The following is a 16,914-nucleotide window of genomic DNA, read 5'->3' on the forward strand; positions in this document are numbered from 1 at the left end:
TAATTGCGGGAGTAATTGTGTAATTATACTGTTGTATATAAGCCATAGCTCAAATACATGAGGAACTGGCTATTTTTCGGAAAAAATTGAAAACCTAAAAAAATAAATCTTCTGCCACTTCACCATTCCCCCAAATGTCATAAAACACCTCTGACACCAACCATCTACCCACAAAGCTGGAACCAACATGGTTACTGTAATCTACGGATAAATCCTTGCCATCACGGGTTTTTATTGCTAGGCGAGTTAAATTGTGAAATTTCAGGAATTGGACATCTAATTTGTTAAGATAGCCAAAATAAGGTTGTGAGAATTGAGCAATTAAAAACCTGCCATAACCTTTGTTAAGACAGGCTTTGAGCTATTTATCTATTTTGTGACAAGATTTTGTTAATTGGACAAATAATTAGGTAATGTACAACAGTTTTTGAACTAAATTTTTAGGCTTGCGTTTAACCATTGTTCTTGACTCCTCTTATCTATCCGATTCAAGCAGATTGTATTTGCGGCAGCACAATACCTACCAAACGTAGAGCAATAAAAACAAGATAATCCAGATAAGATCGACAAAGTGCCAGAACAAGGAGACTGCACTCACGCCCTGGTGTCCGGCATTGTAATTACCAGGAACTAGGGAGCGAAAATACATATATAGCAGCAAGACCACGCCAGTGAAAACGTGCATTCCGTGAAAGCCAGTCAGTAGATAAAAAGTTGCCCCTGCTAACCCAGCATCAAGACCAAAGGGCATATTGCGCCATTCGAGTACCTGCCCAATCAGAAAGACCGCACCCATTGCAGCAGTCAGTAGCCACAGACGACGAAATTTAATTAGTTGATGGCGATCGAGTGCGCGTTCTGCAAAATAAATTACACCACTACTGGCAACCAAAATAACTGTGTTTATCGCTGCTCTGGGTATATCTAGCCCAGAAACACCGAGGGGAAACCAATTTGGGTTTTTCCAACGGAGTAGGGCATAAGTTACAAAAAAGCTGACAAAAATAACGCTTTCCGATAGAAGAAACACGGGAAAGCCGAAGGCAAGGTTATCTTGCTTAGGCATAGAATTGAGGTTCTTTGGAGGCGAATTTCTTGAATCGATCGGGCTTTCCATCACTGACTCCTGACGTGAAATGATAACGAAATCTGGCGTTGCTAAATCAAAATATCAAATGCCGAAAATACCTTTCCTTTTCTTTGTACCTTTGCGCCTTTGCGCCTACCCTGCGGGAAGCCACTTCGTGTCTATGCGTGAGACAAATTCATATCTTCAATCAGCAACGCCCGAAATCTAGATAGACGAAGAATCGGCAGCCAATCGATGAGATTCTCCGTAACCGTAGGGTTCTGAAGTCACAATCGGGATCTCTTCAAAGTTTTCGATGGGTGGCGGTGAGGAGGTTGTCCACTCTAATCCAGTCGCATTCCAAGGATTATTAGGTGCTTTGCGCCCCTGCAACCAAGAACTGACGATATTAGCAATAAAGGGTAAGGTAGACATGCCCAATAGAAAAGCTCCCAAGCTAGCAACTACATTCCATGCGGTGTACTGCGGATCGTAGGAGGAGATACGGCGCACCATTCCCTGTAAGCCGAGCGGGTGCATCGGAAAGAAGTTGAGATTTGCGCCAATAAAGGTCAGCCAGAAGTGTAACTTGCCCCATCCTTCGGAATACATGCGTCCCGTGATTTTAGGAAACCAGTAGTAGATTCCAGCATAGATTGCCATCGTGACAGTGTTAAAGACCACGTAGTGAAAATGCCCGACGATAAAGTAAGTATTGTTGACGTGAATATCAAAGGGTACTGAAGCCAGCATCACTCCACTAATGCCCGCAAACAAAAACATTGCTACACCACCTAAAGCAAACAGCATTGGGGTCTTGAAATGCAGCTTGCCCCGCCAAACAGTTGCAGTCCAAGCAAACACTTTGATTCCCGTTGGTACTGCTACCAGCATCGATGTTGCCATAAACAAGATTCGCATCCAGTTGGGAGTAGCACTGGCAAACATATGATGTACCCAGACAAGCGTACTAATTACACTAATGAGTAGGGAGGAAATGGCGACAGTTTTATAACCAAACAGTGGTTTACGGGCAAAGGCAGGAATGACTTCTGAGAAAACTCCAAAAGCAGGCAATGCCATGACATACACGGCGGGATGAGAGTAAAACCAAAACAAGTGCTGGTAGATTACCGGATCGCCCTGCTTGAAGGGACTGAAAAAGTCTGTACCAAAGGAGAGATCGAAGAGTAGCATAATGGCTGCACCCGTGAGGGCAGGCAAGCAAAACAATTGCAGCAATTGGGCACTGAGCGTTGTCCAGACATAAACTGGCATCCGCAAAAATGTCATTCCTGGCGCTCGCATTCGGAAAATGGTCGTGACCAAATTTACACCGCCCATAATCGACGATACTCCAGAGATTGCTACTGCCAGCAACCAGATGAACTCTCCGTTAATCAAGTGACCGGACGGATTTTGGATGCTCACTGGAGGATAAGACCACCAACCTGCCTGAGCCGTGCCACTGGGTAAGAAGAAGCTGAACAACAGCAAGATTCCTACAACTGGAATTAACCAAAAGGCGATCGCATTCAGCACAGGAAATGCTGTCTCTCGCGCTCCAATCATCAGAGGAATCAGATAGTTCGCCAATCCCACATTTGCAGGAAAGATCCACAGAAAGATCATAATCGTACCGTGCATCGTGAATAGCCCATTGTAAAGGGAGCGATCGACGACATCTAATTGCGGGGTAAGCAGTTCGGCACGAACAATCATGGCGAACAAACCGCCAATCAGGAAGAAGATAAATGCTGTAACTAGATATTGAACGCCAATTACCTTATGGTCAGTACTAAAGCTAAAGTAGCGTTTCCAGTTGGTCTGTTCGGGTTCGCTAGCACTTTTAATGAAAATATTTGTCATTTATTACCTTTTTGAGATTATTATTTATTTACAATGGGTGGTTGAGCAGGTGAAACGGTGTGCCACTTACTTCGCAGGGGTGTTTTGGGTGGTTGACTATGCTCGGATTTTGCAGGATTTACTGCTGGAACAGGCGGACGGGTGGCTGCTTCGGCTAACCACTGGTTGTAAGTTTCAGGAGAATCAACATAAACATCGGCTGTCATTAGGGCAAAATAAGTGCCGCTAAATTGAGAGTCATGCAGTTGATACTTACCAATGCGATTGGGGGTAAATCTCAATGGGATTGTCTGGTTCGGGATAATGTCTTGCTTAATTCGGAAGTTGGGTACATAGAAGCCATGCACTACATCTTTAGACTGCAACATCAGGTGAACTCGCCGATTGATTGGAAGATGTAACTCGGTGCTGGTAACATTTTGGCTGGGATAGCGGAACGACCAAGACCATTGTTTCACAACTACCTCAATCTGTTCGGTAGGCTGCATATCGCTACTGCCCGTTTCAGCATAGGCGGGAGCTTCCAAGAGGTGTAGATGAACCAGTGGCAAGGAACCAAGAATGCTCATGCGCTGGTAAATGTTGTAACTGTAGCTGGCAATCCAGATTACTAGCAAAATTGGAATCACCGTCCAAGTAATCTCCAGCTTCAAATTACCGCGAATGGCTGGTGCATCACTCGTATCGCTGTTAGTGGCTCGGTAAAATAGAATTGAATAGAGCAGCATTCCCATCACACCCAGAAAAACAATTGTTCCGAGTGTGACTAGGAAGCTAAACAAATGACCGACGAGTTCGGCTTCTGTTGTTGCCGCGATTGGTAGCCAATTATAAGCTTGTTGTCCTAGTGCGTGGCTGGCAAGAACGATCGCTCCTACAAAAATAGCTAGTAGCGCAATGTTAAAGTTTCGCATAATAATCGCATTTAGGGTTGGAGAACTTGATTGGGATTTTCACCTTGCCGAATCAAACCAGCAGCCGTACCATGCACGCCAAATTCGGCTCCTAATTGCGCCCCCAACGTCCCGTGAACAAACATAAAACCTAGAATGAAAATTCCTGCAAGTAGATAGCTCCACTGCACCTGTCGAGGCTCGTTCTTGCGCCAGCGAAAGCGTTGGTAGCCTCGCCAAATTGTCATTGCTACAATCAGAGTCAGCAATAGCACTCCACCAACGCCATGTAACAACATGGTAGTACCCGCACCCAATCCCCAATCACTTTTCATATTCGTGGGGGGATCTGCCAGCAGGATCTCAAAAAAGCCTGCTGCCACAGTAAAAAACGAAATCGCAGATGCTGCTACAATGTTGTACCAGGACACATCAAAAAAGTTAGACCGACTGACTGGCATTGAGAAAAACTTCAGAATTGGTCGTTCTAACGGAAATAACGTACCAGCGAAATCGAAGGCGATCGCAATGATAAATAAACCTAACGTCAGATGTACAAAATTAGGATGCAGTGGAAATCGGTAGGGTAGTCCATTAGCCCCCAATTCAATTCCCAATTGCTTTAACTGGTCAATTAATTGTGGATTCATTTTAGGAGTCCTTGTTTTGCGGCTTCGACGACAGGCACGGTGTGCAGCCCATAGACCCAATCAATCAAATCACCAAGATAAATTTGCAAACAGACGAGACACATCAAAAACGTCGCTGCACCCAGGTAAAACACAGGTATCTTTAACGGATCGCGCACTCGAATGATGCCGCGCCATGCAGTAATGGCAACCAAAATGGCTGAAATTGACCAGCCATTCACTGTGTGCCAATCTAAGGCAGGTTGGGCAGCCGCATAAGGTTGTGCCAGTCCTGCTTCAAATTCACCAAAAATCACCGCAACAAAAACAGCAACGGACGCAACAACTAAATTCCACCAACTTACCTCAAACATCCGATGGTTGCGGCTGAGATATCCAGCAACATCACAGAAGTAGGCGAAAAATACCATCGCAATTACAAAGTGAACGACGATTGGATGGATGGTATCGGGATAGGGGAGATTCTGGTCATTCAACGGCAGCAGAGGCATCACGTTCTCCTATGAATAGAACTATGAGATTAATTGAGTTAAGGTAGGGTTGTACCGTACCCTACAAGCAAAACTGCAACGCGATCAGGGGCTGACGATCGCTAAAGCAGAGTACGGGGCTGTTCAGAATGTAGCGTTAGCATCCACATCCCATCGAAAAACAGATTGATTCCGACCCAAGTACCAATCAGCCAAACTGCACTAAACGGAAAGCTAGACCAGATGAAAATCCCGAAAATAATCCCTATGATGCCGCTGACGAGCATCCAACCCCAGTTTGGTGAAGCTCGGCGCATTTGAAACGCAAGTGAGACCTGAATGATGCCTTGCACAAAAATGGTAACGCCCAAGACTAATGTGAAGGCAAGTGCCCCTTGCAGCGGATCGGTTAAGACAAAAATTCCAGCTAGAAGATACAAAAGTCCTAGAATGAGCTTCCAGGCGACTTGACCCGCTCCTTTAGATTGAAAGGCATAAACGATTTGAGCAATTCCGGCAAAGATGAAGATCCAGCCAAACAATAAGGTCGAAGTAATCGTGGCAAAAAAGGGAAATACGGTCGCAATTATTCCTAAAATAATCATGAGGATCGCGATCGTCGTTAACCATCTAGAGTTAATCGTTTGTTCTCTCGTTTCAGATTCAGTGGCTCTCATGTTGCTCTCCCTAGTTAAATTAAGGCGGCAGTAGTATAATAGTCTCTTGGCTATAGAACTATGGGGTTGATTGTGTAGGTGGATTCGTCTGCGGTTGCCTGTGTTGTTCAGAGGGTGGCGTTCGTAAGCCAAAATAGGCGGCAATCAAAAAGGCGATCGGAGCCAGAACCGCCAATGCTTTTACTAGCGAGTGATCGCGTCGCTCAACAGGAGATAGAGGCTGTTTAGCGGTGGTTTCCGATTCCGACTTGGGTCGGTGGTAATGATGAAATATTTCTTCTTTGAGCCATTCAGTGGTCGCCTTAAAGTCATGTAGAGGGGTGGGCAGCATTTCCAAATAAGTTGCATTGCGGATGAGATCGCCAGGTTTACCAGTAACCTTTACTTTGTCAAATAAATTAGCCACACCATAGCCTAAACCCAATTTCATTAGGGTACCGCGAAGATTTACATGGGCTGGGCTGGGCGATTTTCCCTCAGCAAGTGCAATCAGATTGCGAGCAATGTTTGCACCTTGTTGATACGCTACTTGTGCTAAAGCAGGTTGTTGCTTCTCTTGTACGTCCGCGCAGTCGCCTGCGGCAAACACTTCTGGAAAATCCAACAGTTGCAGGGTTGGGGTTACTAATGGTAAACCATGCTTATCTAAATGGGCTGTCGAAATCTGAGACTTAAGGCTTTGGATGAGTGGGTTCGAGGCAGTACCCGCCGTCCAGATGGTAGTCTGGGTCAATAGAGTTTTGGTTTCGGTACTGTTAGCAGGCTGATAGTCCAGGCGATCTGCATCAACGGCTTTCACTCCTACGCCTAAGATCGTTTCAACGGGCACTGTTCGAGTTTTGAAAGCGTGAAGAGCCACATTCTGTAAACCCGCGTTAACATCCCCTGAGAGAATTGTCTTGCCGTGATTGATTAAAACAATGCGAATCTCATGAATATTGCCGCCCAGTTGGGCATACCAGTAAGGTAACAAATCTGCGAGCGTTGCCGCCATTTCTACACCGGTTGGACCTGCCCCCACGACGGCAAAGGTTAGGAGCGATCGCCTTTGCTGTTCGTCGCTCGTCTGGCTGGCACGCTGCAAACAATCTCGTAACTGTCGTTCCAATGCGATCGCATTCTCTCGCGTCCGAAATGCAAAGGCATTTTCTTGTGCGCCTTCCGTTCCTAGATAGCCCTGAACGCTGCCAACTGCTAAGACAAGGTGGTTGTAAGTGTAGTCTAAGCCAGAAGCTAAATCAAGACGTTTTGCTTGCAGGTTGATCGCCGTTACCTTATCCTGCACAAAGTCGATATCGCTGCCTTGCAGCAATTCTTTATAAGTCGGACAGACGGCATCTTCTGACAATTCACCCGTCAGTAGCTCATACAACATCGGCTTGAAGACAAACCGCTCCTGCGGGTCAATTAGAACGAGCGATCGCAGATCGTGCTGATGACGCAGATGTAAAGCCGTAAAAAGACCTGTAAAACCTGCTCCAACTATAATTGTAGGGCGATTCGAGGAATTCATTTTCGGAAAGGGAAGATAAAGGACAGCGAACAATCTAATGAATGGGTTAACAATATAGCCCCCTTGTCGCGTTCAATCCAAAAATTTGAATGTCTCTGGTTCTAGCAAATTGTTTGAACATGGATCGAATATACAACGGCATCATATTTCTGACCATTCAAGTTTGTATAGTTAAGCAGGAACTTATAGTTGCTAATTTCATGGACAAGTATTCCACTTAATTAGTTTGTAAGTTTAACCTTACTGGATGAACTACGGCACCCTCTATTCCATTTGCAAAAGCATTTGGAATTGCTTTTCTGATTATGTTATATGAACCATTGCAGTCAGCATTAATCAATCTTCCAGATTTACTTCTGTACATTCCCCTTTGAATCCGCTTACCACTAAAGGTATGTTGGACTCCTTTTTTATAAGTTGGGATTGTATCTAAATCTAGAAAGCTGGCTCTACTTGTGTAGGATTCTTCAGTAAGAAGAACTTTAATTCCGACAAGCGCAGCTTTATATTTAAGTTGGTGAATAAATCTGTCATGAGGAATCTGTACGAAGTTTTGATTGTTTCTCTTGCCGATGTTTGATTCTTGTTTCCATGTATCATTTTTACCAATAATTAACGTGCCAATGTTATTCTCTACCAGTTCGTTAATTAAGAATCGACTAGCTTTATGTAAATAATCATCAACCTTAAAGTTGCGTTTCTTGCCAAGCTTCTGGATTCTTTTTGTCGTTCCTTTCTTGATATTGATTGCAGTTCGGATTTCTTCTTATTGAAGAATTGGTTGATTGCTTTCAGTGGTTTACCATTGACAATAAATGGTGAGAATCCTTTGATATTTGAAGTAATTGTTGCTAAGTTAGTTACTCCTAAATCTAGACCTGCTACTCTACTTTCATCCAAACCTTCCGCTTGAATTTCTGTGTTGTAAACTACTTCAACCACATAATGATTCAGTTTTGGAACTACTCTTACTTGAGCTAACTGTTCATAAGGTACTGCGGTCTTCAGTTCAATATTAGTTTGAGAAAGTTTGACAACACCTCTTTTTACTAGCGCTGTTTTACTAATTGCTTGAATTGTATAGACTAGAATATTTCTTCCTTCTAATTTATGTTTGTACTTCGGTAACTTTGGTCTACCGAAGAACTTCTCCGGCTCTGAATGAAAAGCTTTCAAAGATTCCCAGAACGATTTCCAGTTTTTATCTAGTATCATTAAAACTTGTTGACTTACTTTTGCTGGTAAAGCTTTGTAGTCTACTTGACCTTGAAGTAACTTTTGTACTTGATGATAATTTAGGATGATTGAGTTATGAATAAACTCCTGTCTCATCTGATAATTAGCTACATTGTAGAGATTCTTTGACAGGAAACATAAATCATCTATCTGGAGATAATATTTATGTTTTTGGTTAATGACATGCCTCTCCACTAACTGCATTCTTCTGACTCTAGACATTTAATCATGCATTCAGTTACCAAGTTACTGTTTAAGGTATCAATACGGTTGTGTAATATGTGTAGCTTACCCTACCCAACTTTCAGTATGGGTAGGGACTGCGCTCAACATTTTCTGTTCAAATCCAATTTTAGATTTGTATTATCCATGCCTTAAAGATTGATGGTCAAGAAATCCTGTTGAGTACTCCGCAAGTAATGGGCAAACAACCAATTACGATTCCAACAGATAGCAACATCATGTAAATAATGGAGTATTTAAACAGCGATCGCGCCAACTCCAAATTTGAGGGAGACTGTCTTAACAACCAGGCTTTACGCACAAAAATACTACCTAAGACGATCGCGACAACGGGATACAGCCAATTTGTTGCCTGGAGCGGATAAGCAAGCAGTAAAGTTACTGGAATGAGAATTAAGGTGTAGACAAAAATTTGTCTAGTTGTAGTTTCATTTCCCGCAACCACAGGCAGCATAGGAACGCCCACTTTGGCATAGTCATCTCGAAGCATCATTGCCAATGCCCAGAAATGAGGAGGTGTCCAGAGAAACACGATCGCAAACAAGCACCATGCTGCCCAACTCAAATCGCCTGTTACTGCTGCCCACCCAACTAGAGGCGGAATTGCACCTGCCGCTCCGCCAATGACGATGTTCTGACAGTGATGCCGTTTTAGCCAATGGGTGTATACCAGTACGTAAAGGAGAATCCCTACCATTGCTAAACTGGCGCTCAACAGGTTAGCGAAGACAGCTAGAAGCGTAAACGAAATCAATGCAAGCGCGATCGCAAACATTAAGGCATGATGGGGTTGGATTCGACCCGACGGCAGCGGACGATGGCGGGTGCGTTCCATCGCAAAATCGATATCGCGATCGTAGAGACAATTCATTGTATTTGCTGCTCCTGCGGCGCAAACACCACTTACTAATGCGATCGATAGCAGCCAGGGATCGATATGTCCTTTTGCTGCCATTGCCATACCAGCAGTTGTCGTGATGAGTAACAATAAGATGATGCGAGGCTTTGTGAGTTGAACGTAGCTTTGAATTACTTGCCAACTTGTTTGCTGGTAATGAATCGTGGCATCATAAACAGGGATTGAAGCGAATACTCTTTCATATTTGTCTGACACGGATCTATCTCCTGAAAAAATATAAGGCGATCAGCAATTGGGCTGAATTAAATCAATAGTATTAGTGGCGGTTCGAGAGACTTTAAGGAGCGTGAAGGATGCTAATGGTTTATGAAAAAAAAGATGGCAATTGCTATTAAGCTTAATCCTAATGCGGTAAGAACAGCATGTTCGAACCGCCGACTCAATACTCCAACAATCGCTGCAATAGCAACGATCGTCAGAAACGTACCGATGTAAACTGTATCTTCTCCACTCTTATCAATTAGAGGGTTGGTTTGTCGATCTGAAGTTTGCTGACCTAATGCTTGAGTATGATGCAAAAATGTTGTAACTCCTAAGGTATAACTTCTTTTCATGTCATCACCGAATTCATTCGCGCCCGTATTGATGCAGAAGGTCTAAATATTCGGAAATCCTTGAAATGCGATCGCATTTCAATCGCCGCTTTTCATCAATTTTGTGTACAAACTTTACTCAGGATCGAGCGATCTTTCTTGAATACCTCTAACGTTCCTTGCCCTTGGTGATCTCCCTTACCTTCAAGGACTTGGTATTTATAGTTACCATTCTTAAACTTGTAGACTTGAGCAGCTCCTGTATTCTCTTTAGTTCCTTTACCCAAACTTAAATTGCCTTGAGGACTAGTAGAACGGTAGAGAAGTTCACCCGAACCATGCCGTTTCCAAATATTAACGTTGTATCCACCTTTGCACTTCAAACTGAGAACCAAGTCAGCAGTAGAGTCAGCCGAAGCTCTTAAGGAGAGATGAGCTAAAACACAAGTCATCAAACCTAGTAATGTAATTTGCTTCAGTCGTGTTTTCATAGTTTCCTCTTATGATGTTGAAATTTTTTCAATTTATCCTGTTGCCAGAAGACCGTGAATAAGAATCACTAGCACAATTAACGTAATGATGATATAAAGGCGATCGCGTTGTTGCCAAAATGCGAACACTGAAAACGCAACTCGTGCAACGGGAGTTAGAATCAACAGTAGAATGCCAAGCTGGATGATGCCCCGTCCTCGTAGTGCCAGCACATCATGGAGAACGCCAGGTACTTGGCGCAGGTCAGCCGGTTCTCCGCGAAAGATGTGACCTTGAGGAGTATCATGACCGTTATGAATCAGATAGAGAATACCGCCTACAATCACGATCGCTGCTGCCAGAATAACTCCAATTCGTAAAAGAATACTAATCGCGATCTCAACCTGCTGGTCTGTCCATTGACGTGTTCTTGCCATGTCAAATCCTTCCGGTGATGCCGTTATAAATCATTTGAATGCCGATCGCCAGTAGGACAATGCTAAAGACGATCCGCAGTGCAGTGACTTTTGCTCGGACTAACACTTTGGCTCCGCACCATGCGCCCACTAATACACCTAGCAGTACAGGCATACACAACCCCGGATCGATGTATCCTCGACTGAAATAAATGCCAGCACTGGCAGCGGCAGTCACCCCAATCATGAAATTGCTGGTGGTCGTAGACACCTTAAACGGTAGTTGCATTACCCGATCCATTGCCAGCACCTTGAGCGCGCCAGAACCGATGCCGAGCAAGCCAGAGAGCGCTCCTGCAACCAGCATCACGGCAAATCCACCCGGAACATGTTGAATGTGATAGGACTGTTCGCCCTGCGGCGTTGGGTAGCTGCCATCGAGCTTTAAGCGAGCTGCCAGTGGATTGATCGGCAGATTGACAGCTTGTGAATGATGGGGTCGATTGCTGAGATAGGTGGATACCAACAACACCACTCCGAAGATGATTGCAATCACTCTGGTAGGAGCCTTTGCCGCGATTAGCGCCCCCGTCACGGCTCCAAAGGTTGTGGCAACTTCTAGAAACATCCCAACTCGGATATTGCTGTACCCTTCTCGGACATAGGCGATCGCTGCTCCAGACGAGGTAGCAATCACAGACACTAAAGCAGAGCCGATCGCATAACGAATATCTACATCCAGTCCCAGTGTCAAGAGTGGCACAACCACAACGCCTCCTCCTAGCCCAGTCAAAGCACCTAGTAAGCCCGCCAAAATAGAGGCAAGGGCAATAATTGCAGTGAATTCAAGATTATTCATAAAGCATCGCTCATAAGAAATACTTAAATCCTATTGAAATTGATGGTTCTAGATAGTTAACCGACATCGATCGCGTTTTGCTGGTGCTGTTCATTTCTCCACCGCTTTATGGGCATCTAGAGCGTTATCCAATGCGAACTAACGAAGGTCAACCACAGGTCGCAAAAATAGTAAACGTTATATCCCCAGATTGTTGTCGAGCGTCACAGGTCACGTATCCGCCTTGTGTGGGATGTGGCGTAGGAAGAAGATCGGAAGAGAAGAATTGGATCGTCAGTCGGTGCGATCCCGTCTGCCACGATCAGAGGATCGTAGTTGATCTGATAGCTGCCAGCCAGGTCAGATGGCGTCGCCGATGTCAGTGTTAAGGTACCAGCCTTCAGCTCTCGACGGTTCTTCGGCCAGAACAGCGTCGGATTGGTTTCAGGGTCACCCGGCTCACCGATCGTCACGATCATGTCCCAGTTCACTGAACCCGTACGCATGCGCTCCATGAGTGCCTGTTCCAGAAAGTTGCGCGGCATTGATGCCAACTGTGCATTTGAAAGCTGCTTCTCGCCATCTTGGGGAACAAAGCGGAATTTGACGATCATCGTTTTACCCGCATCATTAATGAACTTGAAGGCATGGATGCCGTAAAATGCAGAATTAGCATAGCTTGGGGGTGGATTGTTCTCCTGCAAGAATTTTGTTTGCAGCACATTATCCGGGTGTGAAGCCTCGAACTGCTTGAACTTCGCTGGGTCTGGTTTTCCGGTAGCGGGATTGATCGCCAGTGCGATGAACTTGTCCAAAAACGTTTTCGGTGTGGCAGCAAAGAACATCGGCGTACTGAGCATAGTCATATGATGCAGGCTGCCATCGGGTAGTCTGAATTCGAGCGCCATCCCGCGTGGGCTTTTCTCAGCGTCCGATGCCACTGGGTCGCCACCAGCGATGGAGAAGCGTGCGACGATGTCAAGCTTTTCTCCAGAGAACAGCCCAGAGCGCGAGATTTCTTTGACTTTTGGATTACCAATGAACGTGCCCAAGGCACCCACACCTTTCGTGTGATTTCGTCGCTGACCAGGGTGTAAGCCGTAGGCATCCTGAAGCGCATCCACGACCTTTTCTGCGGTAGCCTCGGTCTGCTTTTCCGAGGATTCCAATTGGCGAACAGACATACCAATGGCGGCTGCTGCGGTCGCGGTTGCAGACGCAACAAAACCCGTAGCAGCAAGCTGACTGATTGATATTAGGAAGTTTCTCCTGCTGCGAACCTTTTTATCTGGCATTTGCTTCTCCGATGAAAATCGCTAAGAGGATGTCTGAAAAGTTGTGAGGAGGTGATGCGTGATTACGCAAGCTGTTTTAACATTAAACGAATCATTGCAACATAAATAAAAGCCTCTGAAGTTTGCGGTAAAATCTCATAGTCCTTACTGAGTCGGCGGCACCAATTGAACCAACCAAAAGTCCTCTCAACCAGCCAACGCTTAGGGAGTACAACAAAACCAATAGTTCTTCAGAGCGTGTAACAACGCTCCAGAGCCAGCGATAAACATCCATCACAAGCGTGCGTAAAACCTATACCGCGATAGCCACCATCAACCCAAATCCGAATCAATCTACCCATGCGGTAAGCGAAGCCATGCCGAAGGCTTATTGCGTACTTGATCGAGTTTAAACAAAACTTGTTTGGCTCCTGCTTGTTCGCTCACGTTGGCGGCAGTAATCACGACAACGCTCTTGCAAGCCCAAGGTATCGATAAGTATGTGCCGCTTACGTCCCTTGATTTTCTTACCTGAGTCATAGCCGACTTCTTGGGATACCATTGTTGCCGTCTCAACCGATTGACTATCCATTATGGCTTAGGCGCGGAGATGGTTCTCGATTTTGGCTTACACGTACCCACAAGCGCAATCGTTCATGGATTTGTTGCCACGTCCCGTCCTTTCTCCACTGTCGAAAATAATGGTAAACGGTTTTCCAGTTTGGGAAGTCGTGGGGGAGCATACGCCACGCACAACCTGCACACAAGATGTAATCATATTGCATTCACTACTGCTTCCATGTCAACACTGGGTTTTCTACCGCCTTTTTTCGCTGCTGGAATTAGTCCTGATAGCAGTTTCCACTGCAAGAGAAGTCAAATTACGCAGGATAGATGGACTCATGGCCAAGGTAACGCTGTCATACTTAAGTATTTTTTCTAATGACAGGATACCGTTACGTGGGCTTTCTTACTTTTCAGACATCCTCTAAGAAAAAAGTTCCTTATTGTAAAAGACGATCGCGGGAAGTGCTAGAGGTGCCAACAAATAAAGAGGCTGGAAGCGCGTAATCTAAAACCAGTTCATTGAGTCCGCTGGTTTGAGTGCTATCAAATTGCTTGGCTCGTCCTGCAAAGTATCCAATCGCCAACACGAAAAATATTGGCGACAAGACAACAAAAATTGAGTCTAACATCTGACAAAAATCTCCTTTGCGCTTGCGATTGGGATATTGAGGCAAGACGGTTTTCAACTGTGAATCAGCAAGTCAATGGCACAACCTTAGTCAAGCAGCTTCAGCCCCTTTTTTACAGCACCACCAAGAACCAAGATCGGTTCTCTTAAGCAAGGGTTTTGTACTCCGGCTTGTACACGTGCTGACGAATAAACGCTTCAATGTCAGCAGGGCGATCGACCCGTGCCAGTCCACTGTCAAACACCAGTTTTGCCACCCGTACTGCGGTCTTAATCTCGGTTTCCAGGATGTTTGACTGCGGCGGATAAATCAGTCCCTGCTTCAGCAGGTCTTCCGGCACCTGATCGGCAACCGCTGCCGCTGCTTCAATAAACATTTCATCAGAAACTCGCTTTGCTTCTGTGGCATAAATCGCTAATCCAACTGCTGGGAAAATGTAGAAGTTGTTGGCTTGTCCCGGCAGGAAGGTTTGACCGTTGAAGTGAACGGGTGGAAACTGCACTCCAGCCGCATAGATTGCTTTCCCCTTCGACCAGGTATACGCCTGTTCTGGCGTGCATTCCGCATGTTCGGTCGGGTTCGACAGCGCCATAATTACAGGGCGATCGTTCAGCTGCGACATTGTTTCAACCACCTGTTGGGTAAAAGCACCACCCACGGTACTGACACCGATGATGGTCGTTGGCTTAATGCTCTCGATTGCCGCTACAAAATCTCTGGTGGGCGGGTGCGGGTGTGCGTAGGGCTTCTGGAAATCCACAAGATCGGTGCGAGTTGGTTCCAGCAAGCCGTTGATGTCGAACATAGACACCCGCGACTGGGCATCTTCGAGCGTCATCCCCTGTGCCACTAGCGCTGTACAGAGCAGATTCGCCAAACCGATCGCCGCTGAACCTGCACCCAGGAACAGATACTTCTCGTCCTTTAACTGTGTTCCCTTGAGTTTAGTTGCGTTGATCATACCAGCCAGAGTGATACCTGCTGTACCCTGCACGTCATCGTTGTAGCAAGATACTTTATCTCGATAGCGTTCCAGCAAATGTACCGCATCAACTCCCGTCCAATCCTCAAAGTGAATGCAGCACTTAGGAAATACTTCTTGCACTGCTTCAACAAATTCATCTACGAAGCTGTATAGTTCCTCGGTGGATGGGCGTGTTTTACGCAGACCCAAGTACAGCGGATCGTGAAGGTATTGCTCGTTGTTGGTTCCAGCATCTAGGTAGATGGGCAGTAGTCCTGTCGGTGGCACTCCAGCCGTTGCCGTGTAAAGTTGCAGTTTGCCGATCAAAATGCCCATGCCGTTCGCACCCAGATCGCCTAATCCAAGAATCCGCCCCCCGTCTGTGACGCAAATAACTCTCACATCCTTAACGGGCCAATTCTGGAGAATTTTCTTTACCTGTCCCCGACGCTTGATCGACACATACATCCCTCTGGGACTCCGAAAGATATGTCCAAACTTGAGACAAGCTTCCCCGATCGTTGGATCGTAGACGATCGGTAAAAATCGCGTTGGGTCTGACATTATCGTCCGGTAGAACAGGGTTTCGTCGTGGTCGAGCAAATTCATCAGATAGATATAGCGCTCGAGGTCGGTATTCTTATGACCGAGCTGCTGCATCACACGGCGCAATTGCAGATCTTCTGATTCAGTCACGTCGGGAACTAGCCCCACTAGCCCTAACGCCTGCCGTTCAGCCTCCGTATAGGCAGTGGATTTATTTAACGATGGGTCATGCAGCAGTTCAACTCCACGCTTGCCGTTCAGGATAGTTTCGTAGTTCATTACTTTTACTCCTTATGCTAATTCGGTTAAACCAATCAAATTCAATGACTACTTTGCAACGTAGGGACGAACCATTTTTGCGGGATCAACAACTTGGTCAAATTCATCAGCGGAAACATACCCCAGCTTCAGAGCCGCTTCCTTCAACGTCAGATCGTGGTCGAGGGCATAGTGTGCCACTTGCGAGGCTTTGTCGTATCCGATAATTGGGCTGAGAGCCGTCACTAACATCAGCGATCGCTCCACAAAGGCACTAATTTGCTTCTGGTTGGGTTGCATTCCTGCCACCAAAAACCGATTAAAGTTGTGGCAGCCATCGCTGATAATCCGAATCGAGTGCATAATGTTGTGAATGATTACTGGCTTATAAACATTCATCTCCAGATAGCCACTCGCTCCGCCAAACGTCACTGCTACGTCGTTGGCTATCACTTGTACGGCAATCATTGCTAGTGCTTCACACTGGGTAGGATTCACCTTTCCCGGCATGATGGATGAGCCTGGTTCGTTGGCAGGAATATCGAGTTCGTGGAAGCCGCAGCGAGGCCCACAGCTTAATAAACGAATATCATTACCAATTTTGTATAAAGAGGTTGCCAGCGTCTTCAGCGCACCACTTAGCATTACTAGTGCATCATGACTACCCTGTACTGTAAATTTATTAGGAGCGCTGATGAAAGGGAGTCCAGTAAGCTGAGCAATTTCTGCTGCTACAACTTTTGCAAACTCAGGCGTTGAGTTAATGCCTGTCCCGACTGCCGTTCCCTTGCAAAAACCCACGACAAATGGGGACAGGCTTGTTTTGTAGATCCGCAATTACCCACGACTATTTTTGATGAAGCCTGTCCCCATTTGTCT

The 16,914-nt window shown here is 45.7% G+C and carries 17 protein-coding genes and 2 pseudogenes; all 19 read right to left on the bottom strand.

The genetic code is table 11. The annotated features are described in order from the left end of the window. Positions 1-520 precede the first annotated feature (520 nt). The gene (locus tag PI95_RS10115) at positions 521-1,066 is read right to left on the bottom strand and encodes a cytochrome c oxidase subunit 3 (protein WP_236117015.1); all 546 of its coding nucleotides are present in this window, start codon (positions 1,064-1,066) and stop codon (positions 521-523) included. A gap of 228 nt (positions 1,067-1,294) precedes the next feature. Beyond that, a complete protein-coding gene (locus PI95_RS10120; RefSeq protein ID WP_039744315.1) occupies positions 1,295-2,938 on the bottom strand; it encodes a cytochrome c oxidase subunit I in 1,644 nt (547 codons plus the stop codon). A 20-nt stretch (positions 2,939-2,958) separates the two neighbouring features. After that, a complete protein-coding gene (locus PI95_RS10125; protein ID WP_039744312.1) occupies positions 2,959-3,852 on the bottom strand; it encodes a cytochrome c oxidase subunit II in 894 nt (297 codons plus the stop codon). Between the two features lie 11 nt (positions 3,853-3,863). Continuing rightward, positions 3,864-4,481, bottom strand: a complete 618-nt coding sequence (locus PI95_RS10130; protein ID WP_039744310.1) for a DUF2231 domain-containing protein — start codon at positions 4,479-4,481, stop codon at positions 3,864-3,866. Beyond that, entirely contained in the window at positions 4,478-4,972 is a 495-nt protein-coding gene (locus PI95_RS10135) for a DUF2231 domain-containing protein (protein ID WP_039744308.1), read from the bottom strand. The genes PI95_RS10130 and PI95_RS10135 overlap by 4 nt, the downstream gene beginning before the upstream one ends. A gap of 101 nt (positions 4,973-5,073) precedes the next feature. After that, positions 5,074-5,628 (bottom strand): HdeD family acid-resistance protein, encoded by a 555-nt coding sequence (locus PI95_RS10140; protein ID WP_052324928.1) that lies wholly within the window; start codon positions 5,626-5,628, stop codon positions 5,074-5,076. 58 nt (positions 5,629-5,686) lie between these two features. Beyond that, on the bottom strand, positions 5,687-7,141 hold the full coding sequence (locus PI95_RS10145) for an NAD(P)/FAD-dependent oxidoreductase (protein WP_039744306.1): 1,455 nt from the start codon (positions 7,139-7,141) through the stop codon (positions 5,687-5,689). 217 nt (positions 7,142-7,358) lie between these two features. Beyond that, positions 7,359-7,790, bottom strand: coding sequence for an IS200/IS605 family accessory protein TnpB-related protein (locus PI95_RS35815; RefSeq protein WP_373695695.1), 432 nt, complete (start codon positions 7,788-7,790; stop codon positions 7,359-7,361). Positions 7,791-7,796: 6 nt separating this feature from the next. Then, positions 7,797-8,599, bottom strand: a pseudogene (locus tag PI95_RS35820) (RNA-guided endonuclease InsQ/TnpB family protein); the annotation flags it as partial. Positions 8,600-8,765: 166 nt separating this feature from the next. Continuing rightward, positions 8,766-9,701 (bottom strand): heme o synthase, encoded by a 936-nt coding sequence (locus PI95_RS10155; RefSeq protein WP_039744404.1) that lies wholly within the window; start codon positions 9,699-9,701, stop codon positions 8,766-8,768. Between the two features lie 134 nt (positions 9,702-9,835). Next, on the bottom strand, positions 9,836-10,093 hold the full coding sequence (locus tag PI95_RS10160) for a hypothetical protein (RefSeq protein ID WP_052324927.1): 258 nt from the start codon (positions 10,091-10,093) through the stop codon (positions 9,836-9,838). A 95-nt stretch (positions 10,094-10,188) separates the two neighbouring features. After that, complete coding sequence (locus tag PI95_RS10165; RefSeq protein WP_039744304.1) at positions 10,189-10,563, bottom strand: hypothetical protein; 375 nt, start codon at positions 10,561-10,563, stop codon at positions 10,189-10,191. A 33-nt stretch (positions 10,564-10,596) separates the two neighbouring features. Continuing rightward, positions 10,597-10,980 (bottom strand): DUF1634 domain-containing protein, encoded by a 384-nt coding sequence (locus tag PI95_RS10170; RefSeq protein WP_039744302.1) that lies wholly within the window; start codon positions 10,978-10,980, stop codon positions 10,597-10,599. Position 10,981: 1 nt separating this feature from the next. Next, the gene (locus PI95_RS10175; RefSeq protein ID WP_052324926.1) at positions 10,982-11,818 is read right to left on the bottom strand and encodes a sulfite exporter TauE/SafE family protein; all 837 of its coding nucleotides are present in this window, start codon (positions 11,816-11,818) and stop codon (positions 10,982-10,984) included. A gap of 203 nt (positions 11,819-12,021) precedes the next feature. Then, on the bottom strand, positions 12,022-13,092 hold the full coding sequence (locus PI95_RS10180; RefSeq protein ID WP_163518762.1) for a catalase family peroxidase: 1,071 nt from the start codon (positions 13,090-13,092) through the stop codon (positions 12,022-12,024). Positions 13,093-13,154: 62 nt separating this feature from the next. Continuing rightward, positions 13,155-13,941, bottom strand: a pseudogene (locus tag PI95_RS37460) (IS5 family transposase). A 134-nt stretch (positions 13,942-14,075) separates the two neighbouring features. Then, positions 14,076-14,267, bottom strand: coding sequence for an AEC family transporter (locus tag PI95_RS10190; RefSeq protein WP_163518763.1), 192 nt, complete (start codon positions 14,265-14,267; stop codon positions 14,076-14,078). A 145-nt stretch (positions 14,268-14,412) separates the two neighbouring features. After that, positions 14,413-16,056, bottom strand: coding sequence for an NAD-dependent malic enzyme (locus PI95_RS10195; RefSeq protein WP_039744293.1), 1,644 nt, complete (start codon positions 16,054-16,056; stop codon positions 14,413-14,415). 48 nt (positions 16,057-16,104) lie between these two features. Then, positions 16,105-16,836 (bottom strand): lyase family protein, encoded by a 732-nt coding sequence (locus PI95_RS10200; RefSeq protein WP_201280387.1) that lies wholly within the window; start codon positions 16,834-16,836, stop codon positions 16,105-16,107. Between the last annotated feature and the right edge of the window lie 78 nt (positions 16,837-16,914).

This window comes from Hassallia byssoidea VB512170, assembly GCF_000817785.2.
GTDB classification, from domain to species: Bacteria; Cyanobacteriota; Cyanobacteriia; order Cyanobacteriales; family Nostocaceae; genus Hassallia; species Hassallia carrinoi.

Coding starts and splice junctions, on each gene's coding strand:
- PI95_RS10115 (WP_236117015.1), bottom strand. CDS start 1,066: ATGCCTAAGCAAGATAACCTTGCCTTCGGCTTTCCCGTGTTTCTTCTA.
- PI95_RS10120 (WP_039744315.1), bottom strand. CDS start 2,938: ATGACAAATATTTTCATTAAAAGTGCTAGCGAACCCGAACAGACCAAC.
- PI95_RS10125 (WP_039744312.1), bottom strand. CDS start 3,852: ATGCGAAACTTTAACATTGCGCTACTAGCTATTTTTGTAGGAGCGATC.
- PI95_RS10130 (WP_039744310.1), bottom strand. CDS start 4,481: ATGAATCCACAATTAATTGACCAGTTAAAGCAATTGGGAATTGAATTG.
- PI95_RS10135 (WP_039744308.1), bottom strand. CDS start 4,972: ATGCCTCTGCTGCCGTTGAATGACCAGAATCTCCCCTATCCCGATACC.
- PI95_RS10140 (WP_052324928.1), bottom strand. CDS start 5,628: ATGAGAGCCACTGAATCTGAAACGAGAGAACAAACGATTAACTCTAGA.
- PI95_RS10145 (WP_039744306.1), bottom strand. CDS start 7,141: ATGAATTCCTCGAATCGCCCTACAATTATAGTTGGAGCAGGTTTTACA.
- PI95_RS10160 (WP_052324927.1), bottom strand. CDS start 10,093: ATGAAAAGAAGTTATACCTTAGGAGTTACAACATTTTTGCATCATACT.
- PI95_RS10165 (WP_039744304.1), bottom strand. CDS start 10,563: ATGAAAACACGACTGAAGCAAATTACATTACTAGGTTTGATGACTTGT.
- PI95_RS10170 (WP_039744302.1), bottom strand. CDS start 10,980: ATGGCAAGAACACGTCAATGGACAGACCAGCAGGTTGAGATCGCGATT.
- PI95_RS10175 (WP_052324926.1), bottom strand. CDS start 11,818: ATGAATAATCTTGAATTCACTGCAATTATTGCCCTTGCCTCTATTTTG.
- PI95_RS10180 (WP_163518762.1), bottom strand. CDS start 13,092: ATGCCAGATAAAAAGGTTCGCAGCAGGAGAAACTTCCTAATATCAATC.
- PI95_RS10190 (WP_163518763.1), bottom strand. CDS start 14,267: ATGTTAGACTCAATTTTTGTTGTCTTGTCGCCAATATTTTTCGTGTTG.
- PI95_RS10195 (WP_039744293.1), bottom strand. CDS start 16,056: ATGAACTACGAAACTATCCTGAACGGCAAGCGTGGAGTTGAACTGCTG.